Annotated in this window: 20 protein-coding genes, 3 tRNA genes and 1 rRNA gene; 6 read left to right on the top strand and 18 right to left on the bottom strand. The window is 66.0% G+C overall.

Going from position 1 to position 22,375, the window contains the following annotated elements:
- Positions 1-21: 21 nt before the first annotated feature.
- From C7446_RS15495 to C7446_RS15460, 8 genes are all read right to left on the bottom strand, one after another.
- Positions 22-1,035, bottom strand: a complete 1,014-nt coding sequence (locus C7446_RS15495; protein WP_425454116.1) for a FecCD family ABC transporter permease — start codon at positions 1,033-1,035, stop codon at positions 22-24.
- Between the two features lie 27 nt (positions 1,036-1,062).
- Positions 1,063-1,992, bottom strand: coding sequence for an ABC transporter substrate-binding protein (locus C7446_RS15490; protein ID WP_245977875.1), 930 nt, complete (start codon positions 1,990-1,992; stop codon positions 1,063-1,065).
- A gap of 494 nt (positions 1,993-2,486) precedes the next feature.
- Positions 2,487-2,562 (bottom strand) — tRNA-Thr (locus tag C7446_RS15485).
- A 31-nt stretch (positions 2,563-2,593) separates the two neighbouring features.
- Positions 2,594-2,668 (bottom strand) — tRNA-Gln (locus C7446_RS15480).
- Between the two features lie 5 nt (positions 2,669-2,673).
- A tRNA-Phe gene (locus tag C7446_RS15475) sits at positions 2,674-2,749 on the bottom strand.
- Positions 2,750-2,847: 98 nt separating this feature from the next.
- Positions 2,848-3,120 carry an oxidative damage protection protein gene (locus C7446_RS15470; protein WP_121174022.1) on the bottom strand — a complete coding sequence of 91 codons (273 nt, stop codon included), beginning with the start codon at positions 3,118-3,120 and terminating at the stop codon, positions 2,848-2,850.
- A gap of 35 nt (positions 3,121-3,155) precedes the next feature.
- Positions 3,156-4,274, bottom strand: a complete 1,119-nt coding sequence (mutY, locus tag C7446_RS15465) for an A/G-specific adenine glycosylase (protein ID WP_121174021.1) — start codon at positions 4,272-4,274, stop codon at positions 3,156-3,158.
- Positions 4,275-4,331: 57 nt separating this feature from the next.
- On the bottom strand, positions 4,332-6,683 hold the full coding sequence (locus C7446_RS15460; protein WP_121174020.1) for an AsmA family protein: 2,352 nt from the start codon (positions 6,681-6,683) through the stop codon (positions 4,332-4,334).
- Positions 6,684-6,939: 256 nt separating this feature from the next.
- On the opposite strand from C7446_RS15460, the gene hisB reads away from it, so the two are divergent.
- Genes hisB through hisF form a run of 4 tightly spaced genes read left to right on the top strand, consistent with a single transcriptional unit; the run spans position 6,940 to position 9,796 of the window.
- Complete coding sequence (hisB, locus tag C7446_RS15455; RefSeq protein ID WP_121174019.1) at positions 6,940-7,542, top strand: imidazoleglycerol-phosphate dehydratase HisB; 603 nt, start codon at positions 6,940-6,942, stop codon at positions 7,540-7,542.
- A 46-nt stretch (positions 7,543-7,588) separates the two neighbouring features.
- Positions 7,589-8,233, top strand: a complete 645-nt coding sequence (hisH, locus tag C7446_RS15450) for an imidazole glycerol phosphate synthase subunit HisH (RefSeq protein WP_121174018.1) — start codon at positions 7,589-7,591, stop codon at positions 8,231-8,233.
- 31 nt (positions 8,234-8,264) lie between these two features.
- Complete coding sequence (gene hisA / locus C7446_RS15445) at positions 8,265-9,026, top strand: 1-(5-phosphoribosyl)-5-[(5-phosphoribosylamino)methylideneamino]imidazole-4-carboxamide isomerase (protein ID WP_121174017.1); 762 nt, start codon at positions 8,265-8,267, stop codon at positions 9,024-9,026.
- Positions 9,023-9,796, top strand: coding sequence for an imidazole glycerol phosphate synthase subunit HisF (gene hisF / locus C7446_RS15440; protein ID WP_121174016.1), 774 nt, complete (start codon positions 9,023-9,025; stop codon positions 9,794-9,796). The genes hisA and hisF overlap by 4 nt, the downstream gene beginning before the upstream one ends.
- 36 nt (positions 9,797-9,832) lie before the next feature.
- On the opposite strand, the gene C7446_RS15435 is transcribed toward hisF, so the two are convergent.
- Together C7446_RS15435 and C7446_RS15430 are read right to left on the bottom strand one after the other, a co-directional pair.
- The gene (locus tag C7446_RS15435) at positions 9,833-10,450 is read right to left on the bottom strand and encodes a YjaG family protein (RefSeq protein ID WP_121174015.1); all 618 of its coding nucleotides are present in this window, start codon (positions 10,448-10,450) and stop codon (positions 9,833-9,835) included.
- Between the two features lie 76 nt (positions 10,451-10,526).
- Entirely contained in the window at positions 10,527-10,823 is a 297-nt protein-coding gene (locus tag C7446_RS15430; RefSeq protein ID WP_121174014.1) for an MGMT family protein, read from the bottom strand.
- A gap of 32 nt (positions 10,824-10,855) precedes the next feature.
- Here C7446_RS15430 and C7446_RS15425 point away from each other — a divergent pair, with 32 nt between their 5' ends.
- Positions 10,856-11,575: a type 1 glutamine amidotransferase gene (locus C7446_RS15425; protein ID WP_245977874.1), complete on the top strand. Its 720-nt coding sequence runs from the start codon at positions 10,856-10,858 to the stop codon at positions 11,573-11,575.
- 38 nt (positions 11,576-11,613) lie between these two features.
- On the opposite strand, the gene mnmH is transcribed toward C7446_RS15425, so the two are convergent.
- The 7 genes from mnmH to C7446_RS15390 all read right to left on the bottom strand — a co-directional run bounded on the left by mnmH (position 11,614) and on the right by C7446_RS15390 (position 20,841).
- On the bottom strand, positions 11,614-12,735 hold the full coding sequence (gene mnmH, locus C7446_RS15420; protein WP_121174012.1) for a tRNA 2-selenouridine(34) synthase MnmH: 1,122 nt from the start codon (positions 12,733-12,735) through the stop codon (positions 11,614-11,616).
- An 8-nt stretch (positions 12,736-12,743) separates the two neighbouring features.
- Positions 12,744-13,781, bottom strand: coding sequence for a selenide, water dikinase SelD (gene selD / locus C7446_RS15415; protein WP_121174011.1), 1,038 nt, complete (start codon positions 13,779-13,781; stop codon positions 12,744-12,746).
- A gap of 113 nt (positions 13,782-13,894) precedes the next feature.
- Positions 13,895-15,268, bottom strand: a complete 1,374-nt coding sequence (gene radA, locus C7446_RS15410) for a DNA repair protein RadA (protein ID WP_121174010.1) — start codon at positions 15,266-15,268, stop codon at positions 13,895-13,897.
- A gap of 159 nt (positions 15,269-15,427) precedes the next feature.
- Positions 15,428-15,886 (bottom strand): copper resistance protein NlpE N-terminal domain-containing protein, encoded by a 459-nt coding sequence (locus C7446_RS15405; protein ID WP_121174009.1) that lies wholly within the window; start codon positions 15,884-15,886, stop codon positions 15,428-15,430.
- A 136-nt stretch (positions 15,887-16,022) separates the two neighbouring features.
- Entirely contained in the window at positions 16,023-17,138 is a 1,116-nt protein-coding gene (locus C7446_RS15400; protein WP_121174008.1) for an alkene reductase, read from the bottom strand.
- A 90-nt stretch (positions 17,139-17,228) separates the two neighbouring features.
- Entirely contained in the window at positions 17,229-18,908 is a 1,680-nt protein-coding gene (locus C7446_RS15395) for an alkaline phosphatase family protein (protein WP_147408785.1), read from the bottom strand.
- 34 nt (positions 18,909-18,942) lie between these two features.
- Positions 18,943-20,841, bottom strand: a complete 1,899-nt coding sequence (locus tag C7446_RS15390; protein WP_121174006.1) for a DUF3413 domain-containing protein — start codon at positions 20,839-20,841, stop codon at positions 18,943-18,945.
- A gap of 181 nt (positions 20,842-21,022) precedes the next feature.
- Between C7446_RS15390 and hisC the strand changes: the two genes are divergently transcribed.
- Positions 21,023-22,084, top strand: a complete 1,062-nt coding sequence (hisC, locus tag C7446_RS15385) for a histidinol-phosphate transaminase (RefSeq protein WP_121174005.1) — start codon at positions 21,023-21,025, stop codon at positions 22,082-22,084.
- Between the two features lie 209 nt (positions 22,085-22,293).
- On the opposite strand, the gene rrf is transcribed toward hisC, so the two are convergent.
- Positions 22,294-22,375, bottom strand: a 5S ribosomal RNA gene (rrf, locus tag C7446_RS16935); the annotation flags it as partial.

Below are 22,375 nucleotides of genomic sequence, written 5' to 3'. Positions count from 1 at the left end.
CGGCATCGGGTTTCATGCTTTTCAGACCGCAGGTAATCGGTGAGCACGGACCACGGCAATCAGCACGGGTGCCCCGATCAGTGCCGTAATCACGCCCAGCGGCATTTCCGAGGGCGCTATCAGCAAACGCGACAGGATATCGGCGCCCACCGTCAGGATGGGACCCAGCGGCAGTGCCAGCCACAGGGTGCGACGAACATCAGGGCCGGCCAGGGCTCTGGCCGCAAACGGGACCACCAGCCCGATGAAGGCAATCGGCCCGGCTACTGCCGTAGCGGCGCCGACCAGCAGGGCCACCGCAAGCACGGTCAGCAGGCGGATCAGGCCGGGATGATGTCCCAGCCCCGTGGCGATCCGCTCGCCCAGTGCCATGGCCGCCAGCGGGCGGGCGATCAGCATGACAAGCACTCCGGCAACGGCCAGACTCGGCAGGATGGCCTTGAGCTCCTGCAGCCGCCGACCGGCCAGGCTGCCCACGATCCAGAAGCGGATTTCATCGGCACTGCGCTGATCCGCCAGCAGCAGCAGTGAGGTCAGTGCGCCCAGCAGTCCTGACAGCACCGCCCCCGCCAGCACCAGCCGCACCGGATCACTGCCGGCACCATTGAGCCGGGCCGCCGCCAGCACCAGCAGACAGCCGACCAGGGCACCGAGCTGAGCCACGGACACCCTGAGCGTGGCCGCGCTGGCCCCCAGCACCAGCGCCACGGCAACCGCCAGTGCGCTTCCGGCGCTGACACCGAGCAGCCCCGGTTCCGCCAGCGGGTTGCGTGCCGCCGCCTGGATCAGCCCTCCCGCGATGCCGAGAGCGGCCCCCACTGCCAGTCCCACGAGCGCGCGCGGCAGGCGCAGCGACAGTACCGTGAAACGCTCATCGCCACTGCCACCACCGGCCAGAACACGCCAGGCGGCCTCGGGGCCTACGCTTCCGGCCCCGAACAGCAGGCTGGTCAGCATGACCAGCCCGAGAACAGCCAGCAGCATCAGCATCAGCCGGGGGAGCGCCACGCGCCCGGCAGCAGTCCTTTCAGTCATGCGCCCCCGCTGTCCGGAAAACGCCCTTCACTGCGCCAGCGCCTGCTCGATATCGTCCAGCACGCGCTGGGCGGCAAGCGGCCCCGAGGCGCTGGTCCACAGCTGTCCATCGACGGCCACGACATGGCCGTCGTCCACTACCTGCAGGCGCTCGAATGCCGGCGACCGGCGGGCCGCGGCGAGCGCCTTGTCCCCGTCATCATTCAGCGTTGCCAGAAACAACCGATCGCTGTCGATGCGCGCCAGGTTTTCCAGGCTCAGGGGATCGCTATGCGGACGCCCCTCCCTGACGGCACCGCCGTCCCTGACCGCATAGCCACTGGCCGCAAGCAGACCGGTGGAAAACAGCCGGGTGGACATGATCATGGGACCGTGGGGCATCCAGCGTGCCAGCGTAGCTGTCGTTTCACCTGCAGGCTGCTGTTCCGCCAGCGCATCGGCCCGCTGCTCGACCGCTTCAATGGCTGCGCTCACCGGCGCTTCCCGGTCGAGTGCCCGGGCGTAGAGTCGCGCCTGCTCCTTCCAGGCATCGGGCCGAAAGCCGGTATCGGCCGGCACGATCGTCGGCGCCAGTCGTGACAGCAGCTGATACTGCTCATCGGAAAGGGAGGGGGCAGCCAGGATCAGGTCCGGCCCCAGCGCCGCCACCGCTTCGATATTGGTCTCCCTGGCCGTACCGACAATGGCGACATCCCCGGCCTGCGACTGCAGGTATGCGGCCACGCCCTTGCCCCCTCGGGTCGCTACCGCCCCCAGCGGCGTTACGCCTGCCACCAGGGCCGCATCCAGAGCCCCCTCGTACAGGGTCACCACCCGTTCGGGCCGGCCATCGATGTCAATCTCGCCATGGGCGGTAGCGACAGTCCGTGCCTGCGCCACCGCTGCCGTCACAGCAAGGCAGAGCCCGGCTCCCAGCAGCAGCGAACATTTGAACGGGAACTTCAGACTCGACCTCATTGTTGCCATTCTCCCGGCAGTTCGGGCCCGATAGCCGTGACGGCAGAGTACGCTCCTCCGGCAACGGGTACAGGACAGGATGGATGGGTGTTCGCAAGGGGAAGGCGAGCTCCCGGACGGCACGTGCCGACCGCGATCATCCTCACCTTGCCGGACCGGTTCGGCGTTATCGGGCAGCTGCGCCTGTCAGCTGCGCGACCCCCTGAACTCCTCCGGTATAACAATACGAATTATTATCATTTTAATTCTGACAGAAAAATGGCGCGAAGTCTCGCGGCCCGAGGCACTTTTCCCGAGGCAGCTCATGAAGGGGGATATCCGCACCCTCGGTGCCGGTCCCGGGCAGGATCATTGGCAACCCGGTAGTTGGGTCGTCGGATGAGCGCTGAAAACCGCCGGTTCAGTACGTCGAATGGTACGCACGGACACAAAAAAGCCGCCCTGACGGCGGCCTTTGATGTCTTCCAAACCATTGATAAAACTGGAAAAATCAATGGTGCCGGCACGAGGAGTCGAACCCCGGACCTACTGATTACAAGTCAGTTGCTCTACCAACTGAGCTATGCCGGCAGCGGGAATTCCTTTTGGAAGGAGGCTGGCGTGGCTGGGGTAGCAGGACTCGAACCTGCGAATGCCGGTACCAAAAACCGGTGCCTTACCGCTTGGCTATACCCCACCAGATGGTGGCCAGAGACGGAATCGAACCGCCGACACGAGGATTTTCAATCCACTGCTCTACCGACTGAGCTATCTGGCCGTCGCCAACGGCTGCGTATTAAACCGAAAACCGGACCATGGGTCAAGCACCTGGCGAAGATTTTCCCGAATCGACTGCCATGACGCCTGCTCACGGCCTCAGGAAGAGGGCGGTACGTAGCCCTGCGCCTGGTCGACCTCCTCGTTATCCAGAAAGCGTTCCATCTGCTCCATCAGATAACGCCGGGTCTCCGGCTCCAGCATGTTGAGGTGCTTTTCGTTGATCAGCCGGGTCTGCTGGGCCTGCCACTCCTCCCAGGCCTGCTTCGAGACGTTCTCGTACACCTCCTGGCCCTTCTTGCCGGGCAGCGGCGGCATGTCGAGCCCTTCCATCTCCTGCTGATACTTGCGGCAGAATACCGTGCGTCCCATGTCACTCTCCCTGCGGATTCAAAGCGCCGATTGTCTCACACCAGTGTGGCTGACGAAGCCAGCCTGTCGAGCAGCGTGCGCACCGGCGCCGCCAGCCCCACGCTGTCCGGTTGTTCGGGGTCATACCAGCGCTCGCCCTCGCTCACGCCGATCGGAGCATCGACAAGCGCCGGCAGCGGGGTGATTGCATAGCGAAAATGGGTAAAGGCGTGGGTAAACGCGCTCCACGGCGACTCGAGCGTGGCCCGGGGGGCATGGGCAGCGAGCCAGTCGCGCGCCTCCTGCAGCGAATCGAACTGGGGAAAGCACCACAGCCCGCCCCATACACCCTGCGCCGGACGCTGCTGCAACAGCACCCGGCCCCGGCGGTCGCGCAGCATCAGAAAGCAGGTCTCGCGGGTCGGCCTGGCGGTTTTCGGCTTCGACGCGGGGAAGTCATGCTCGACCCCGCGGGCATGCGCGGCACAGGCATCCTCGAAGGGGCACAGCAGGCAGGCCGGACGCCGACGCGTGCAGATCGTGGCGCCGAGATCCATCATCGCCTGGGTGAAGTCCCCCACCCGCTCATGCGGCGTATAGCGCTCGGCCAGCTGCCACAGGGTACGCTCGACCCGCGGCCTGCCCGGCCAGCCCGGCACGGCATGCAGGCGAGTCAGTACCCGCTTGACGTTGCCGTCGAGAATGGGCGCCCGGGCGCCGGTCGACAGGGCGATGATGGCGCCGGCCGTGGAGCGGCCGATCCCCGGCAGCGCGGCCAGCGCCTCGACGCTGTGGGTCGGAAAGACACCGGCATGTGCCTCGACCACCACCTGCGCGGCCCGGTGCAGGTTGCGCGCCCGGGCGTAGTAACCGAGCCCGGTCCACAGATGCAGCACCTCATCCTGTTCGGCTGCCGCCAGCGCCTGCACATCCGGAAAGCGCGTCATGAAACGCTGGTAGTAGTCGATCACGGTGGCCACCTGGGTCTGCTGCAGCATGATCTCGGAGACCCAGACCCGATAGGGGGTCTGCTCCTGCTGCCAGGGCAGATGATGGCGGCCGTGACGGTCGAACCACGCCAAAAGCCGCTGGCCGAAGGTGGCCGGCGAGAGTTCGATGGCCTGCCACCGGGCCTCGTCCGGGGCCCGGGTCGCGGAGTGATTCTCGTCGTTCATGACATTCCTGCCGGAGACGGCACCCTCCTGCGGGAGAGTGCCGTGACGGGCTTGGTACTATTTGAACAGGCCTTCCAGGCGATCCCTGAGATTCCTGCTTCCCTCTTCACCCAGCTTCTCTTCGAGCTTTCTGCCCAGCTTGCCATCCAGCTGCCTGTCGAGCTGGTCACCGAGTTCGCGCTGCCCCTTCGAAGCGGCCATCTTCGTCAGCACCTTGCCGAAGGCGTCACGGTCGAAATGGCACCACTGGGCCGGCGGATCCGAGAAATCACCGGCGCACTGCACCGGCAGGCGCACCTGTGACAGGGCATCGGTGACCCGGCATGCCTGACTGTCGGCGGTATCCACGAAGCGGGCGCCCAGCTGGTAGGCAAAGCGGTGGGTCGCCAGGTTGGCCTGTCCCCGGCCACTCAGCTCGATGCCCGGAATGGCGACCTGCAGGTCGTCATTGTTGACCACACCGTCGGTAATCGTCGCCGTGGCGCTGAGCGTCTCGAAGGGCGTGTCATCGCTCCACTCCCGGTCGGAACTGCGCCCCTGCAGGGCCGCAGCGGCCGTGCACAGCTGCTGCGAAATGTTGGCCCCCAGCAGCGCCCCGTCCGTCACCCTCATCGAAGCCTTGCCGTTGAGGTTGCGGGTCAGGGTGTCGAGCCGATTGGTACGCGAGCGGAACTGCCCATCGAGCGTCAGGGTACCGCGCATCAGCTGGCCGCGCCGGGCCACATCCGCCAGCAGCGGCTGCAGCTGCACGCCCTCGAGCTGCTCCTTGAACGTCAGCTGCAGTGGGGTCTGACGCACATCCAGCGTGCCGGAAGCATTGAAGGTGCCGTTGTAGAGCCCGGCCGTCAGCTGTTCGAGCCGGTGGCGACCATCACTGCCGGCCACCTTCAGCAGCACGCCGGAGAGTTTCGCCCCGTGGACCGCCAGCGCATCCAGTCGCAGCCGACCGTCGAGGGTCAGCGAACGCAGCAGCTCGACCGGCAGCAGTTCGGCGCCTTCGCTGGCCGCCAGCGCCGGACGCACCCCCATGAGCTCCAGCATGGCGGTCCGATCCTCCTGCGCGCCGGCCTGTTCACGCGGCGGCAGATAGCGATCCAGGTCGAGGGTGTTGCCGGTCAGATCGAAGTTCAGCCGCTCACCGTGCATGCCCACGCCGACGCTGCCCGTCAGGGTGGTGTCATCCACCCTCAGCGAGAGATCGTGGAAGGCAGCCAGCTGCCGGCTGCCCTCAAGCCGAGTGTCGAAGGCCACCCGGGTCAGGGTCTGTGCGTCGGCACTCTCCGGCGCCCGGCCGAAGCGACCCAGCCACTGGCGCAGATTCAGCGGGTCGAGATGAAGCTCGCCCTGCCAGCTCGGATTGTCGGTCAGGGAGCTGGCCTGCAGGCCACCGGCCAGATGCAGCTCATTGCCGCTGGTGATGACCAGGTCGTTGAGCCGGGCCGTGCCCTCGCCGAGATCGGCCTCGGCGTTGAAGTTCGCCTGCAGCGGCAGGGTCTGACGCTCGTCGGCAGCCAGATGCAGCTCGGCAGCAAGCGCACCACCCTCGAGCTGATAGTGGCGCGACGCGATATCGGCCGCGAGCCGGTCGCCGGTCAGCGAGAAGTGCTGACTCCGGGTATCGTTGAGCATCGGCAGCTGCAGATCGGTCTCCAGGGTGAAGCCGTTCATGGCGTAACGCTGCTCGCGCAGGTTCAGCCGGGCACTGCCGCCGAGCTCGAGGTGGCCGTTGAGCGCCGGACTGACACTGGCCATGTCGAACGACAGCTGCAGCGGAAAATCATCGTTCAGACTGACGTTGCTGGCACCGAGATTCAGCTTCGAGAGCGTGGCATCCCTGTGCTTCTGCCGATCGAGATAGTGTACCCGGCCATTGATGACCTCGACGCTGGCAATATCCACTGACAGCGGGCGCTCTGCCGCATGACTGACACCGCCCTGCGATCCGTTGCCCGATTGCGGCGGCCGACTGTCATCCGCCCCCTGCTCGGCCCGCTCGGCCGTTTCCTCGGCCAGGGTCTGCCAGTTGCCATGCCCCTCGGCATCGCGGACCAGATTGAGCTTGAGCCCATCGAGCGTGACCCCGTCCACCGAGACATCACCGGTAATCAGCGGGGCAAGCCGAACCTTGACATCGGCGCGGTCGAAGGCGGCAAACGGCTCGCTGACCTGATCCTGATCGGGCAGGCGTGCCACGGCATCCTCGACGGTCACGCCCAGTCGCGGATAGAAGGTCCAGGAGATCGGGCCGTTGAGCGACAGGTTGAGCCCGGTGCGCTCCTCGACCGCTTCGACCAGCCGGGGCTTGAGATCATTGGGATCGACGAAGGTGGTAACATAGACCACCCCGGCTACTGCCAGCAGGGCCAGTACGCCGATTCCGGCCAGCAGGATACGAAACAGTCGCTTCATCTGATGCACTCTTGTCTGTCACCCCGAACCGGCTGAAGTTCCGGCATGCGCGCCCATTCAGCCGGACCCGACCGCTGCCATGGCGTATCGCTGCATGACACCGCTCCCCGCGACGCGCATCCGGCCGCTAGTGTAGCGGATGGCGCCCCGGGTTCTCTATAATGCAACCCCTGCCTTCAGGGCGCCGACGGCGCCCGGTTACCGGGTATCGCTTCCGGTTTCGGCATTCCTGGTCCCAGGCCCGCGAGGAGAGCCCATGAGTACCCCAGCCCCGCGTCGCGCCAGCATTACGCGCGACACCAGTGAAACCCGGGTCAGGGTCAGCGTCGATCTCGACGGCAGTGGTACACTGACAGCCGAGACCGGCGTGCCCTTTCTCGAGCACATGCTCGATCAGATCGCCCGTCACGGCATGATCGATCTCGAGGTGCACGCCGAGGGCGACCGCCACATCGATGATCACCATACGGTCGAGGACATCGGCATCACCCTCGGCCAGGCCCTGCTGGAAGCGCTGGGCGACAAGCGCGGCATCACCCGCTACGGGCACGCCTATGTCCCGCTCGACGAGGCCCTGTCACGGGTGGTAATCGACTTCTCCGGTCGTCCCGGGCTCTACATGCAGGCCGACTTCACCAGCGAGCGCATCGGCAGCTTCGACACCCAGCTGTTCCGCGAATTCTTCACCGGACTGGCCAGCCACGCCCGGGCGACGCTGCATCTCGACAACCTCAGGGGCATCAACGCCCATCACCAGGCGGAGACCCTGTTCAAGGCCTTCGGCCGGGCGCTGCGCATGGCGGTCGAGCCGGATGAACGCATGGCGGGTCGCATCGCCTCGACCAAGGGCAGCCTGTGACCGGCGCCCGCCCCATTCTTGCTGTGCGGCAACAGGAGTTATCGGCATGACCATCGCCATCATCGATTACGGCATGGGCAATCTGCACTCGGTGGCCAAGGCGCTCGAGCATGTCTCCGAGAACGAACGGGTCACCATCACCCGGGATCCGCGCGCCATCAAGGGGGCCACCCGCCTGATCCTGCCCGGTCAGGGCGCCATTCGCGACTGCATGAGCGAGCTCGAGCATACCGAGCTGACCGGGCTGGTGAAGGAGATGCTGGCGGATGGCAACAAGCCGCTGCTGGGCATCTGCGTCGGCCAGCAGATGCTGATGGACAAGAGCGACGAAAACGGCGGCGTCTGGTGTCTGGGCTACATGCCCGGCCGGGTGCGCCACTTCGATGACACCATGCGCGATGCCGACGGCAACCGGCTCAAGGTGCCCCACATGGGCTGGAACCGGGTGCACCAGCACCACATGCACCCGCTCTGGGAGGGCATCCCGACCGGCGAGCGCTTCTACTTCGTGCACAGCTACCACGTGCAGGCCGAGGAGGATGCTCATGTCATGGGTTACATCGACTACGGCACGGTCCGCGCGCATGTCGCCACCGGGCGTGACGCCACCTTCGCCGTCCAGTTCCACCCGGAGAAGAGCGCCGGGGCCGGGCTGAGGCTGCTTTCCAACTTCATTCAATGGTCGCCCTGAACGGGCGCCCGTCAGCACGAGGATCTCCTGCATGCTGGTTATCCCCGCCATCGATCTCAAGGACGGGCAGTGCGTGCGGCTCAGACAGGGCCGCATGAACGAGGCCACCAGTTACGGTGACGATCCGGTGGCCATGGCGGCGCGCTGGGTCGAGGCCGGCGCCCGCCGCCTCCATCTGGTCGATCTCAACGGCGCCTTTGCCGGCAGCCCGGTCAACGCCGAAGCGATCAATGCCATCGCGGCCGAGTTCCCCGACCTGCCGATCCAGATCGGCGGCGGCATCCGCTCGCGCGAGACCATTGCCCGCTATCTCGACGCCGGCGTCTCCTGGGTAATCATCGGCACCCGCGCCGTCCAGGACCCGGACTTCGTCACCGCGATGTGTCGCGAGTTCCCCGGCCACATCATCGTCGGCATCGACGCTCGTGATGGTCATGTCGCCACCGACGGCTGGGAGGAGGTCTCTTCGGTACGCGCTGTCGATCTGGCCCGGCGCTTCGCCAGCGACGGGGTCTCGGCCATCGTCTATACCGACATCTCCCGCGATGGCATGATGCAGGGGGTCAACATCGAGGCCACGGTGGAAATGGCTAGCCACGGGGGCGTACCGGTGATCGCCTCGGGCGGGGTCACGTCGCTCGACGACATCCAGCAGCTGGCGGACGTGGCCCCCTCGGGCATTCTCGGCGCCATTACCGGTCGGGCCATCTACGAGGGCCGGCTCGATCTCGCCGAGGCCCAGATGCTGTGTGACACCATTGATCGCAACGCAGGCGAGGTCCAGCGACCATGACCCTGGCAAAACGCATCATTCCCTGCCTGGACGTCGACGGCGGCCGGGTGGTCAAGGGCGTCAATTTCGTCGGCATCCGTGATGCCGGCGACCCGGTGGAAGTGGCCCGGCGCTACAACGAGCAGAACGCCGACGAGATCACCTTTCTCGACATCACCGCCAGCCACGAAAAGCGCGGCACCACCCTGGAGATGGTCAGCCGCATCGCCGGCGAGGTGTTCATCCCGCTGACCGTGGGCGGCGGCGTGCGTACCTGCGACGATATTCGCGCCCTGCTCAATGCCGGTGCCGACAAGGTATCGATCAACACCGCCGCGGTGACGCATCCGGAATTCGTGCGCGAGGCCGCCGAGCGCTTCGGCAGCCAGTGCATCGTGGTGGCCATCGATGCCAAGCGGGTCAGTGACGAGGGCGAATCACCGCGCTGGGAGATCTTCACCCACGGCGGCCGCACCCCCACCGGGCTGGACGCCATCGAGTGGGCGCAGAAGATGGTCGATTACGGCGCCGGTGAGCTGCTGCTGACCAGCATGGATCGCGACGGCACCCGTGAGGGTTTCGACATCGGCGTCACCCGCGCCATCAGTGATGCCGTCTCGGTACCGCTCATTGCCTCGGGCGGCGTCGGCAGTCTCGACCACCTGGTCGCCGGGGTGAAGGAAGGGGGCGCCGACGCGGTCCTGGCCGCCAGCATCTTTCACTTCGGCGAATACAGCGTGGAGGACGCGAAGCGCTACATGGCCGAGCACGGCATCGAGGTCCGGCTGTAACCGTGCCCGCACCCGGCGATGCCGGGTGCCTCTCGGCTACTCTTCCAGTGACAGCCCCAGGTTGCTGACTCCATCGTTGCGGCCCAGTCGGCGCAGCGCCTTCAGTCGCTCGCGATCCAGCGCCCCGGCCTCGAGCTCATCGAATACCGCCTGCTGAAAGGCGCGCTCGTCGGCCATCAGCGGATGCGCCGCAAGCCGCGCCTCACGCTCACTGTCATCCGCCCACTGCGCCCCCTCGACCATGTCGATATAGCGCTCGACCCCACCGATCGAGATACGGCTGACCTCGACCGGAGCGCCCACGGCACTGCCGCGCAGCACATCCAGACAGGACGAGAGCGCCAGCGTGACCTCCAGCGCCGAGCGGGTACCGAAGCTGTCATCGGTACTCTCCGGCTCGCAGGCGGCCAGCTTCTCCGCCTGACGCTCGAAGTCGATGCGGGCCTCGCGTACCGTCAGTGATTCCCAGATCAGATCCATCACCGCTCGCACGCCCCTGGCGTCCCCATCGCCGGTCAGCTCGGCATAGAGCAGGTGATTGGGAAGCAGGCGCTCGCACAGTGCCGCCATGAAGGCCAGTCCGGGGCGTGGATCGAGTCGCTCAAGGGCGCGATGCAGCTCGCCGGGAAAGTCGATCGGGTTGTCGGCGCTCATGCCGGGTACTCCTCCATCGTTGGTGCGGGACAGGTTCCCTGCCGGCGGCAGACCGGGGCACGCCCGCCGGTCGGTGTCACTCCGGCCAGAAACAGTGCGCCGGGATGCGGCCGCGCTCGTCGAACACCACGCCTTCGGCCGCCAGCAGACGACGCTGTTCGCTCGCGCCCTCGTGATCGGCCAGCCGACCACCGGCGGCGACCACCCGAAACCACGGCAACCGGTGCCCTTCGGGCAGGGTGCGCAGTACCGCGCCGACGGAGCGGGCGGTCGCCCCTTCGGTCATTTTCGCAATGCGTCCGTAGGTGGTCACCCGACCCGCCGGGATGCTCGCGATAATGGTCGTGACCTGCTCACGCAGTTCCGCACGCATGCCGTTGCTCCCACTGGACGCCTGCAGTCGCGTTGTCCATCATTGCCTCTATCATGCACATCTATTTCCTTCAGCACACACCCGCGCAGGGCCCGGGGCGGCTGGCCGACTGGCTGGCCAGCATGGGTCACAGCTTCAACATGCGGCCGCTGTATACCGGAGAGCTCCCCCCGCCCCAGCTGCACGACTTCGATGCCCTGATCGTGCTGGGTGGCGCCATGAGTATTCATGACGATGCCGCGCACCCCTGGATCCGGCGCGAACGCAAGCTGATCGACCGGGTCCTGAAGAGCTCCAGGCCGGTCATGGGGATCGGCTTCGGGGCCCAGCTGATCGCTGATGCGCTGGGTGCCATCGTGTCGCGTTCGCCCCAGCCGGAACTGGGCTGGCACCGGGTCACCCGCAGTGATCGCTGCGATCTCGACCTGCCGGAGAGCTTTGACGCCTTTCACTGGCATCAGGAGATCTTCGGCCTGCCCGAGGACAGTACGCCGATCGGCGCCAGCGAGGCCAGTCCGGTGCAGGGCTTCAGCTGGGACGGCGCCCGCGTGGTCGCCCTGCAATGTCATCTCGAAACCACCCGCGGCTGGCTGAACGACTGCCTCGACGGTGCCGATGACAGCGTGCACGCGCTGACCGGCCCATGGGTCCAGTCCTTTGACGAGATGCGTGACGGCCAGCGGCGGCTGGATCGCCTGGCACCGACGCTCGACCGGCTGATGACGGACTGGCTGCAGCCCTTCATGTACTAGTGCCCGGCCGCTGACGCCAGCGCCTGCCGGGCGGAGCTTCAGGGAGCCACCGACTGCGCCAGTATCGGTTCACCGTGGTGGCGCTGGCAGTAGTCCGCCACGAACTCGAGGCACGCCTGCCAGTCCCCCACGAACAGCGCCTGCTGCCCGCTGCGCGCCAGCTGATGATGGTAGAGCGGGTCGTAATACTCCTGCAGCAGCGGTGCCAGCCAGCCATGATGAGCGCGACTGTCGCCGCTGCGCCGGTGCTGGGCAAAGGCGTGCTGCTGCCGGTTCAGCAGCCGGTCCAGCCGATCCTGGCCCAGGCGCTTGCGCAGCCGCACCAGCGCACTGACCAGCTGCCGCCGCATCAGGGTCCAGCCGAGCCACTCGCCGTAGTGATCGCGATAGCGCACCCACAGGTCATCGATGTAATCCCGCCGGATCTGCTCGATCCGCCAGTCCAGCGGCATCTCCACCCGCACCCGGGGCGCCGGCTTCATGGCCTCCCAGAGCGGCAGCGGAATCTCGACGGCGCCGATCGAGCGCGACTCGTCCTCGAGCACGAAGGGAGTCGGCCGCTCGGCCAGATCGAGCGCCAGCTGATGTTCGAAATCGATCTGGGTGGGCGTCTCCACCGGCTGGCGGCCGAAACTCGAGCCCTTGTGGCGCGCATGCCCCTCGAGGTCGACGCCATGCTCCAGCGCCAGCAGCAGCCGGGTCTTGGCACAGCCGGTCAGCCCCGAGACCACCACCATCGGCGCGCGGGCCGCCTGTTCGGTGGCCTGCATCAGGGTCTGGCGGGCCGACTTGTACCCGCCCTGCAGCCGCGCCACCTCGCTGCCCGCCTCGGCCAGCCAGCGCTGGGCGATGGCGGAACGCTGGCCCCCGCGGGCGCAGTAGAGCATTGCCCCCGGATGGGCGGCAATGAAGTCGCGCCACGCGTCAAGCCGCCGCTCGCGCAGTCGGCCGCTGACCAGCTGATGGCCCAGCGCAACCGCGGCTTCGTTGCCGTTGCGATGGTAGCGTTCCCCCACCCGACGGCGCTCGTCATCATCCATCAGCGGCAGATTGATGGCGCCGGGCACGGCGCCGCGGGCAAACTCGATCGGCGCACGCACGTCGATCAGTGGCGGGCGGTGATGCAGCAGTTCCAGACTGGCCGGCAGCTGATAGGGCATCGACACGCTCAGCCACGCACCTGGATGACGGCATCGCCCTCGCGACTGACGCACTCGCCGAAGGCTTCCAGGCTCAGACCGCGCTCACGCCCGATACGCTCGACGTCGTCCTCCCAGGCGGGATCCACCGCGATCACCAGCCCGCCCGAGGTCTGCGGATCACACAGCCACTGCCAGTGCGCCTCGTCCATCTCCGGCAGCAGTGTGCCCAGCGCCTGCCGGTTGCGCCCGGTCCCGCCCGGCACCGCTCCGCGGCGCAGATAGCCCTCGGCGGCCCGCAGCCGCGGCAGCCGGTTGAAATCGATGCGTGCCGCCACTCCGCTGGCGGTACAGATCTCGCTGAGATGACCGGCCAGTCCGAACCCGGTGACATCGGTCATGGCGTGCACGCCCTTGACCTTCGCCAGTTCGCGGCCAATGGCATTGGACCTGAGCATGGTGTCGCGTGCCAGCCCGTGATGCTCGGCGTCGAGCCAGCCGCGCTTTTCGGCGGTGGTGAGGATCCCCACTCCCAGCGGCTTGGTGAGATAGAGCTTGTCGCCCGGGCGGGCGCCACTGTTGAGTCTGAGATGATCGAGCTCGACCAGACCATTGACCGCCAGTCCGAAGATCGGCTCGGGCGAGTCGATCGAATGGCCGCCGGAGAGGGCCAGCCCCTGCTCGCGACAGACCATCTGGGCACCGGCTACCACTTCGCCGGCGATGCTCGCGGCCAGCGTGTCCACCGGCCAGCCCAGGATGCCCAGCGCCAGAATCGGCCGACCGCCCATGGCAAACACATCGCTGATGGCATTGGTGGCGGCTATGCGGCCGAAATCGAACGGATCATCGACAATCGGGGTGAAGAAATCGGTAGTGGCGATCAGCCCCTGGCCGTCTCCCAGGTCATAGACGGCGGCATCCTCGCGCCCCTGGTTGCCGACGATCAGCCGGTCGCTGGACGCGCCCTGCCCGGCCGCGGCCAGAATCGAATCGAGCACATCCGGGGCGATCTTGCAGCCGCAGCCTGCGCCATGGCTGTACTGGGTCAGGCGAATCGAGGTCATCGGTCGCTCCTGTGATCATTGCGCGCCCCCGGCATCCGTCGCCGGGGCGCCTTCGGGGGCCATGCTAACGCACTCCGATTCGAAGCACAGTGCCCGATCGGACGATCGTGCATTCAGAGGGCGTCGAGGGCATCCGCCAGTTTCTCCACGGCGACCACTTCCATGCCGTCCGGCGCCTTGCGCGGCGCATTGCCACGCGGCACGATCGCCCGGGTAAAGCCGTGCTTGGCGGCCTCGACAATGCGCTCCTGACCGCTGGGTACGGGGCGGATCTCGCCGGAAAGCCCCACTTCACCGAACACCACCAGCTCCCGCGGCAATGGCCGATTCTGCAGACTGGAGACCACTGCCAGCACGATCGCCAGATCGGCACTGGTTTCCAGCGCCTTGACGCCACCAACCACGTTGACAAAGACATCCTGATCGCCGGTAAACAGTCCGCCATGCTTGTGCAGCACCGCCAGCAGCAGCGACAGCCGCTGGGCATCGACGCCCACCGCCACCCGGCGCGGATTGCCCATCGCCGACTCATCCAGCAGCGCCTGCACTTCCACCAGAATCGGCCGGGTGCCCTCCCAGACCACCATCACCAGACTGCCGGCAGCCTGCTCCTCGCTGCGCGAGAGAAAGATGGCACTGGGGTTCTTCACCTCCTTGAGGCCCTGTTCGAGCATCGCGAACACGCCCAGCTCGTTGACCGCGCCGAAGCGGTTCTTCTGCCCGCGCAGGGTACGAAAGCGCGAATCGGTATCCCCTTCGAGCAGCAGCGAGGCGTCGATCATGTGCTCGAGCACCTTCGGCCCGGCGAGGCTGCCATCCTTGGTGACATGGCCTACCAGCATCAGCACCGTATTGCTCTGCTTGGCGTAACGGGTCAGTGCCGCCGCGGCTTCGCGCACCTGGGCCACCCCGCCCGGGGCCGACGACAGATCCTCCAGATGCATGGTCTGGATCGAGTCGATGATCAGTACATCCGGATGTTCGCGCTCGGCGGTCCCCAGTACCGTTTCCACGCTGGTCTCGGCCAGCATCTTCAGCCCCCGGGTCGGCAGCGACAGGCGATGAGCGCGCATCGCCACCTGGGAGAGCGACTCCTCGCCGGTGACATACAGTACGCTGCGCTGCTGGGCCAGCTTGCAGGCGGTCTGCAGCAGCAGGGTGGATTTGCCGGCGCCGGGACTGCCGCCGAGCAGAATCGCCGAGCCGGGGACCAGACCACCCCCCAGTACCCGGTCGAACTCGCCGAAGGTGGAGGAGAAGCGCGGCACTTCGGAGAGATCGACCGCCGAGAGATCGGTCACGCTCGATGAGCTGCTGCCGGCGTAGCCCTGGCGGCCGCCGCCACCGCCGGCGCTGCCGGGCCGGGCCGGAGCCACCCGCAGCTCGGTCAGGGTATTCCACTCCCGGCAGTTGCTGCACTGGCCCTGCCACTTGGAGAATTCGGCACCGCACTCGGTGCATACAAAGGCTGTTTTCGCTTTCGCCATGCTGAACTCGCTGCATCACGGCCATCGTGATGGCTGCATACGACAAAAGGGCGGTCGCGACCGCCCTTTGCTGCAGCGCCGGCTGCCCTCTGCAAACACGACGCCCTTGCCCGGTAGTCCGTCAGGCCGCCGCATGACGCCCTGACGGTGCCGCGCGATCTACTGACGCGTCAGCTGCAGATTCTGCCCGTTCTCGAAACGGCGCAGCTGGGGATCGATCAGTTCGAGATGCTGTGGATCCACCTTCTCGAAGTAGTAGGTCTGGCCCTCACCGTTGGGGGTCAGCTCGTAGACCGTGGCGGAAGGATCATTCTGGGTGCCGCTGAGCACTTCCCAGTTCCCCTGATAGTGTTCGGTGGGCGGATTCTGGGGATGCTGCAGGTACTCCGCGTCCAGCGTAAAGGTGCGCTGTGCACTCGGCGCCTCTTCGCTGCCCTTCAGATTGACCGTCAGCTCGATGCCCTTGCAGCTGCGGCACGGCAGGGTGCCGGTATAGGTGGCCGCCTGGGATTGCATGGCGCTGGTATCGGTTTCGCCACCGCTCTGGGTACCCGAACCGGCACAGCCGGCAAGCAGCGCCAGCATGGCGGACCCGGCCAGCAACGTCCTGATCTGCATGAGCTTCCTCCTGATGCATGGAATAACACCGCCGTTGGGCTGGTGGCGTCCCAGCATAGCGCCATCACCACCACATCGGCCAGTCACAAAAACACCCCGGGCAGGCCGGGGTGCATGAGTGCGGGCAGCGATCCGTTCAGCGGTCGGTCTGCTGCTCGAGGAAGGGGTAGTCGATATAGCCTTCTGCCCCGCCCCCGTAGAAGGTATCGGGATCGGGTTCGTTGAGCGCGGCCCCGGTCCGGAAACGCTCCGGCAGATCGGGATTGGCAATGAAGGGGCGACCGAACACGGCGGCATCACCGATCCCGCGCTCGATCAGGTCCTGTTCCCGTTCGGCGGTATAGTGACCGCAGAACAGCAGGGCCCCGTAGCGGAAACGCGCGCGCACGGCACGCCGGAAATCGTCGGTGAGGTGAATGTCATCGCCCGCCCAGTCCGGCTCGTTGATGTGCAGATAGGCCAGGCCGCGCACGTTGAGCTGCTCGGCCATATAATACATCATCGCCTCGGACTCGTCGTCCTTGAGACCGAAGATCTCGATGAACGGCGACATGCGGATGCCGACCCGGTCGTAGCCGTAGACGCTGGCCACGGCGTCGACGATCTCCAGCACCACCCGGGCGCGATTCTCCAGTGAACCGCCGTAGCGATCGGTACGCTGATTCGAGCCGGTCGCCATGAACTGCTGCAGCAGATAGGCGTTGGCGGCATGCACCTCGACCATGTCGAAGCCGGCCCGCTTCGAGCGAACGGCGGCCTGGCGGTAGCTCTCCACCAGCTCGGGGATCTCCTCGGTTTCCAGCGCCCGCGGCGTGCTGGCATCCTCGCGCCCGGAGGTGCCGTCCTCGAACTCGACATAGCACTGGGCGCCCTCACCACGAATGGCACTGGGCGCCACCGGCTTCTGGCCGTTCGGCTGGACCCGCTCGTTGGAGACCCGGCCCACGTGCCAGAGCTGCATGGCGATACGGCCACCGCGAGCATGCACGGCCTCGACCACTTGTTTCCAGCCGGCTTCCTGCTGATCGTTCCAGATGCCGGGAGTATAGACGTAGCCGACCGCGGTGGGCGAGACATTGGTGGCCTCGCAGATGATCATGCCGGCGCCGGCACGCTGGCCGTAGTAGGTGGCGTGCATTTCGCCGGGAATGCGATCGGGCATCCGTGCCCGGGTCAGCGGCGCCATGATTACCCGGTTGGGAATCTCCAGCGAACCCAGCTTCAGCGGGGTGAACAGTGTCGGGTATGCCACACGAATCTCCTTTGCCATGATGTCCGGCAGCACGCTCGCCGGACAGGACTGTTGCCGTGAACGAGGATATGGCGATCATTAGGTAGCTTATCAACCATCCGCGGGAGATTCGCTGGCAGGCGCTGCTGACGAGCCGCTGAATCCCTTGATCAGCCGCTGCCGGAACTCATCCATGCCCCAGGTCGCCGACGTCTCGCCGGGAATCATGCCCCGGGTCCAGCCCCACCGACCGAATGCCTGCAACACTTCGCGATCACGGGTCATCAGATGCACCGGTACTTCGCGCGAGGCGTGGTTACCGGTAATGATCGAGGCCGGCTGGTGATCCCCCAGGGCGATGACCACCAGGTCGTCGTCACCATAATAGGCAACGAATGACCCCAGCGCCTGAAGCGAGTAGTCGATCGCCTTGCGGTACTGGTGTCTTACCCGATCGCTGTCCTGCCAGACGACCGAGGGCGGGTCATTGGCATCGGCCCACCGGGAAAGGATGCGCCCCTCCTTCACCTGCTCCCAGCCCACCATGGGGGGTACCGGCACCCAGGGCGCATGGCTCGAGACCGTGGAAATCATTGCCATCAGTGGCGGCCGATCATCACGTCCCAGTTCGAGACGCTGGAAGGCCGAGTAGGTGTATTGATCGGGCATGGTGATCCAGTTGTAGGGTCTGCCCCGATACCCCAGGTTGCGTGCATCCAGAGTCCGCTGGAAGCCGAACCAGCGTCCCGCCGGCCAGTCCGAGGTAATGGCCGGTGAGACATCCACGGTACGCCAGCCGGCGCGCCCGAACAGCCGGGCCAGTGGCACCCGCTGACTGCCGATGACCCAGTTGTAGCGCCGCTGGCTGTCGATCCACAGCCCGGTCTGCAGCGTGGTATGCGCCAGCCAGCTCTGTCCTCCCACGGTGGGCGAATGCACCCAGGCGCTGCGGGTGCGAAACCCGCTGCGCTCGAGCTCGCCCTCGATGGTGCGCAGGCGCTGTTCGAGCTGCGGCGCGTAACGGGGGTCCTCGAGGGCACTGCGTCCATAGGATTCGAGAAAGACGATCACGATGTCCTTGCCGGCCAGCTGCGAGAACAGTCGGGCAGTGGGCACATCAATATCGGGATGCCGGGCCACCTCCCGGCGCAGCTCGGCCAGCTCGTGCAGATTGCGCCATGACTGCTGCACATGCGCCAGCAGCAGTCGACTCGAGTGCGCCGGCGCCGCCGGTTGCTGGTTCGGCGCTGGCTGGCCGAGCGCCAGGGTGCCGGCCAGCCAGACGGCATAGAGTACCGCACCCCCCTGCCAGCCGCGCCGTCCGGCATGGCTCTGCAGCGCGGCCCGGGCACGGCGGGCAATGCGCAACAGGGCACGCTGCAGCAGCCATGCCAGCAGCAGCAGCACTACCGCAGCCCCAACCAGCAGCGCCAGTGCCGGGCCACGACCCAGGCTGCCGCTGAGGAAATCCCACGCCGGCATCAGCAGGCGCCAGTCGGCGACCGGGTCGAAGATGCGCCAGTAGGCGACCAGCGCCACCATGTCGGCCAGCTTGAACAGCGTCAGCAGGGTCAGCAGCACGGCCATCAGCGTGCAGACCGGTGTCCGCAGTGCGCGTGGCGTGAGTGCCAGCAGCAGGACGATGACCGGCAGCTCGACGGGGGCCCGGAGCCCGGCCAGCGGGGTCAGCATCTCGCGCTGATGGGGCAGCGCCAGCACCCCGAAGATCAGCATCAGTGCCAACAGGGTGCCACCTGCCCTGCCACACCCTGTAACTGCCCTGCCGCGCATGCGACCTCCCGTCACGGTATTACGGATAACGGTCTTACTTATAAAAGCGTGACAACGACCGGATCACCTGCAGAGCGATCTGCTGATCGAGCTGAAAATCCTCGACCGGTCTGTTGTGCAGATCGAAGGTCTGATAGTTGCCACCCGGATAAGCCTCGACGATATGCTGCCGGGTCCGGACGGCGTAATCCATGTAGCTGCCGATCAGCCACCAGCGCCGGGGCTCGTGATCGAACAGTGACTGCCCGATCCCATAGGCAAAAGCGGGTGCCTGACAGCCCAGCACCTGTTTCATCAGCGTCGGGACGATGTCCATGTGGCTGGTGGTGCGATCGATACTCATGGCCGCCCGCCCGGGCCAGTGGATGATCAGCGGTACATGGGTCTGGGCATCGGTGAAGTTGCTGCCATGGCCCCAGAAGTTGCGATGGTTGTCATTGAACTCCTCGCCATGATCGCTGGTGAAGATCACGATGGTGTTCTCCAGCAGCCCCTTTCGTTGCAGATCTGCCAGTATCTTCCCGATCAGCCGATCATCATACCGCGCCGCGGTCCGATAGCGGTTGTAGTACGGTGCGGGATCGAAATTCGGCCCCAGCTCCAGATGCTGCACCTTCTGCCAGTAGGGCTGGAAGGGGTGCGGAAAGTCCGGGGGCACGCTGTAACCATGCACGGCGTCATAGAACAGAAAGCCGAAGAAGGGCTTCGGTTCGCCCGTTTCACCGGTGGGGCGATGCTCCAGATAATGGAGGAAATCCCGGGTAATCCGCGCATCGCGCTGCCAGGGGGTGGCCCCGGGCGTGGAGGTCCGCAGATTGCTGACCGAGGAGAAGGCAGTGCGATCAAAGGCCGGGCTGGTCAGGGTGGCCGAGCCCAGCACCTTCAGATCATAGCCGTCACGCTGGAACTGACGCATCATCACCGGCGCCCGCTGACTGGCGGCGAAGGCATCCCAGTAGGTGCTGGGCAGACCGTAGAAGAGACTGAACAACCCCGCCTTGGTGGAGTTGCCGCCTGACAGATGATGGCGAAAGCGCAGGATGTGCTCGCCTCGGGCAAAGTCGGCAATATTGGGTGTGGCCTGAGCATCGAGGGTATCGGCACGCCAGGCGTCGATGCCGACAATCAGCACATTGGGCCGCTCGGCCGGCCGGTCGCACTGCAGGGGCCGGGTCGGATAATCGAGCGCATGGTCCTGGTCATGATGCACCGCAAGATCGGTCGGGCGATGATCGCGCTGCTGCTGTAGATCGACCCAGCCGTGATCGGTAAAGAACCGCTTGGCGGTCGCCGGGTAGAACAGCGGCAGTACCCGGTCGAGGGAAGTAATGCCGCGATTGTAGTGTGCATCGGCCCAGGCGTGCCAGCCATGCACCAGCGGCAGCAGCACGATCGTCACCGCCGTGGCCAGCCAGCCGAAGCCCCGGGCCCCGCGGCGGGCCAGGCGGCCACCGAGCGCGGAGAGCCCGACCATCATGGCCAGCAGTGCGGCAACACTGACACCGGTGACCAGCCAGGTCAGCGCCGAGAAGGAGAAGACTTCGCCGCCGGCATGCAGCATCAGATCGAAGATGAAACCGCTGAGATGAAAGCGATACTGGGCGAAGACTTCAGTATCGATCAGCAGTGTCAGCTGGGCCAGCGTCGCCAGCACGATGGCCGGCGGCCGAATCAACCGTGGCCTTGGCAGCAGCAGCAGCAGCGGCCAAAGCACGAGCAGTGCCAGCGCGGCCAGAGCCAGAAAATGCGCCGGCAGCGCAAGCCCTGTCCAGAGGCGATCCTGCCAGTCCCGCGGATCGGCCCACTCCACCAGACGCAGTGCAATCAGCGCGGCCAGCAGGCCATTGAAAAAGACAAACCAGTTGGCCCAGCGCCACAGCTCCTGCCGTGAAACCCGGGACCGAAAACCCGCTATCCACTCCCTGACAGACATTCTTCCTCTCGTTCCCGAAGCGGTCGCAGCCAGTACGACCCGTTTTGATTAGCCGGTTAATGATACCGCTGAATTCGGCAAAGGGAACCTTGCACCTCGCTACTACCGGGCGGCATCATGAAAACTGACCCATTCCGGTCGCGAACGCGATCGTCGCCACTCATGCCGAGTTCGAGTATCAATGAGCCAGTTCTGGAGCCCGGGGGTTCACCGGTTGACCCCCTATACACCCGGCGAGCAGCCTCGCCAGAAGCTGATCAAGCTGAATACCAACGAGAACCCGTGGCCGCCGGCACCGGGCGTCGAACGGGTGCTGCGCCACTTCGAAAGCGAACAGCTGCGCCGTTATCCCGATCCGGAAGCCACGGCGCTGCGCGAGGCACTGGCGAGAGAGTATTCGGTCGATGTCAGTCAGGTCTTTGTCGGCAATGGTTCCGATGAAGTACTGGCGCTGGCCTTTCAGGCCTTCTTTTTGCATGACGCGCCACTGCTGATGCCGGAAATCAGCTACAGCTTCTATCCGGTCTACTGCCGGCTCTACGGTATCGGGCCCCGCACCATCCCGCTGAACGAGCAGTGGCAGGTGGATCTGGAGGGCTTCGAGGGAGAGCACGCCGGTATCGTCTTCGCCAACCCCAACGCGCCCACCGGGCATGGTCATGAGCGTGCCGACATTCGCAGACTGCTCGAGCGGATGCGTGAACGGGTGGTGCTGATCGATGAGGCCTACGCCGACTTCGGTGGCGAGAGCGCCGTGCCGCTGATCGAAGAGCATCCCAACCTGCTGGTGACCGGCACCTTCTCCAAGTCGCGCAGCCTGGCGGGATTGCGCATCGGCTTTGCCATCGGCTCGCGTGAGCTGATCGAAGGGCTCGACCGGGTCAAGGATTCCTTCAACTCCTACCCGCTCGACATGCTGGCCATCGAAGCCGGCGTTGCCGCCCTGGCCGATCGCGACCACTTCGAACACTGTCGGCGTGCGGTCATGGCGACCCGCGATCACACGCGCCAGGCACTTGAAGCGATGGGCTTCGAGGTCCTGCCCTCGCAGACCAATTTCCTGCTCGTGCGCGCTACTCGCCAGCCTGCTGCCGAAATCTTTGCAGCGCTGCGGGAGGAGTACGGCATTCTGGTCAGGCACTTCAATACTGATCAACTGCGCGATTTCCTGCGTATCTCGATCGGCAGCGAGGACGAGATGCAGGCACTGATCGAAGCCCTGGGCGAGATCGGCGCCGGCTGAGGGGGTGCGGGGCCGGCGCGGCGCGCCAGGCCCGGGCTCGCCCTGCCGCCGAGTCGTGTGAGCACGCCTCCGGAGCGATCGGCACGCGCCGCGGCGCCTCATCCCGGCCGGCAGGGCCGCCCATGACTGCCCGCCGGGCGTGACCGGCGCGGCCATGAGCCGGACAGTAAAAAGCCCCGACCATGGGGCCGGGGCTTTTCGGAAGGGGTGCCTGACGATGACCTAGTCTCGCATGGGGAGTCCCCACACTACCCTCGGCGCTGAGCGGTTTCACTGCCGAGTTCGGCATGG

It is taken from the genome of Kushneria sinocarnis, from assembly GCF_003633775.1.
Lineage (GTDB): Bacteria > Pseudomonadota > Gammaproteobacteria > Pseudomonadales > Halomonadaceae > Kushneria > Kushneria sinocarnis.
This window is presented reverse-complemented; position numbering and strand designations above follow the sequence as displayed.

What these genes read in the sequence shown, in the direction of transcription:
- C7446_RS15405 (WP_121174009.1), bottom strand. Translation starts at nt 15,886, where the DNA reads ATGCAGATCAGGACGTTGCTGGCCGGGTCCGCCATGCTGGCGCTGCTT.
- C7446_RS15460 (WP_121174020.1), bottom strand. Translation starts at nt 6,683, where the DNA reads ATGAAGCGACTGTTTCGTATCCTGCTGGCCGGAATCGGCGTACTGGCC.
- C7446_RS15435 (WP_121174015.1), bottom strand. Translation starts at nt 10,450, where the DNA reads ATGAGCGCCGACAACCCGATCGACTTTCCCGGCGAGCTGCATCGCGCC.
- hisC (WP_121174005.1), top strand. Translation starts at nt 21,023, where the DNA reads ATGAGCCAGTTCTGGAGCCCGGGGGTTCACCGGTTGACCCCCTATACA.
- C7446_RS15470 (WP_121174022.1), bottom strand. Translation starts at nt 3,120, where the DNA reads ATGGGACGCACGGTATTCTGCCGCAAGTATCAGCAGGAGATGGAAGGG.
- hisA (WP_121174017.1), top strand. Translation starts at nt 8,265, where the DNA reads ATGCTGGTTATCCCCGCCATCGATCTCAAGGACGGGCAGTGCGTGCGG.
- hisH (WP_121174018.1), top strand. Translation starts at nt 7,589, where the DNA reads ATGACCATCGCCATCATCGATTACGGCATGGGCAATCTGCACTCGGTG.
- hisB (WP_121174019.1), top strand. Translation starts at nt 6,940, where the DNA reads ATGAGTACCCCAGCCCCGCGTCGCGCCAGCATTACGCGCGACACCAGT.
- C7446_RS15430 (WP_121174014.1), bottom strand. Translation starts at nt 10,823, where the DNA reads ATGCGTGCGGAACTGCGTGAGCAGGTCACGACCATTATCGCGAGCATC.
- C7446_RS15395 (WP_147408785.1), bottom strand. Translation starts at nt 18,908, where the DNA reads ATGCGCGGCAGGGCAGTTACAGGGTGTGGCAGGGCAGGTGGCACCCTG.
- selD (WP_121174011.1), bottom strand. Translation starts at nt 13,781, where the DNA reads ATGACCTCGATTCGCCTGACCCAGTACAGCCATGGCGCAGGCTGCGGC.
- hisF (WP_121174016.1), top strand. Translation starts at nt 9,023, where the DNA reads ATGACCCTGGCAAAACGCATCATTCCCTGCCTGGACGTCGACGGCGGC.
- C7446_RS15490 (WP_245977875.1), bottom strand. Translation starts at nt 1,992, where the DNA reads ATGAGGTCGAGTCTGAAGTTCCCGTTCAAATGTTCGCTGCTGCTGGGA.
- C7446_RS15495 (WP_425454116.1), bottom strand. Translation starts at nt 1,035, where the DNA reads ATGACTGAAAGGACTGCTGCCGGGCGCGTGGCGCTCCCCCGGCTGATG.
- mutY (WP_121174021.1), bottom strand. Translation starts at nt 4,274, where the DNA reads ATGAACGACGAGAATCACTCCGCGACCCGGGCCCCGGACGAGGCCCGG.
- mnmH (WP_121174012.1), bottom strand. Translation starts at nt 12,735, where the DNA reads ATGCCCTATCAGCTGCCGGCCAGTCTGGAACTGCTGCATCACCGCCCG.
- radA (WP_121174010.1), bottom strand. Translation starts at nt 15,268, where the DNA reads ATGGCGAAAGCGAAAACAGCCTTTGTATGCACCGAGTGCGGTGCCGAA.
- C7446_RS15390 (WP_121174006.1), bottom strand. Translation starts at nt 20,841, where the DNA reads ATGTCTGTCAGGGAGTGGATAGCGGGTTTTCGGTCCCGGGTTTCACGG.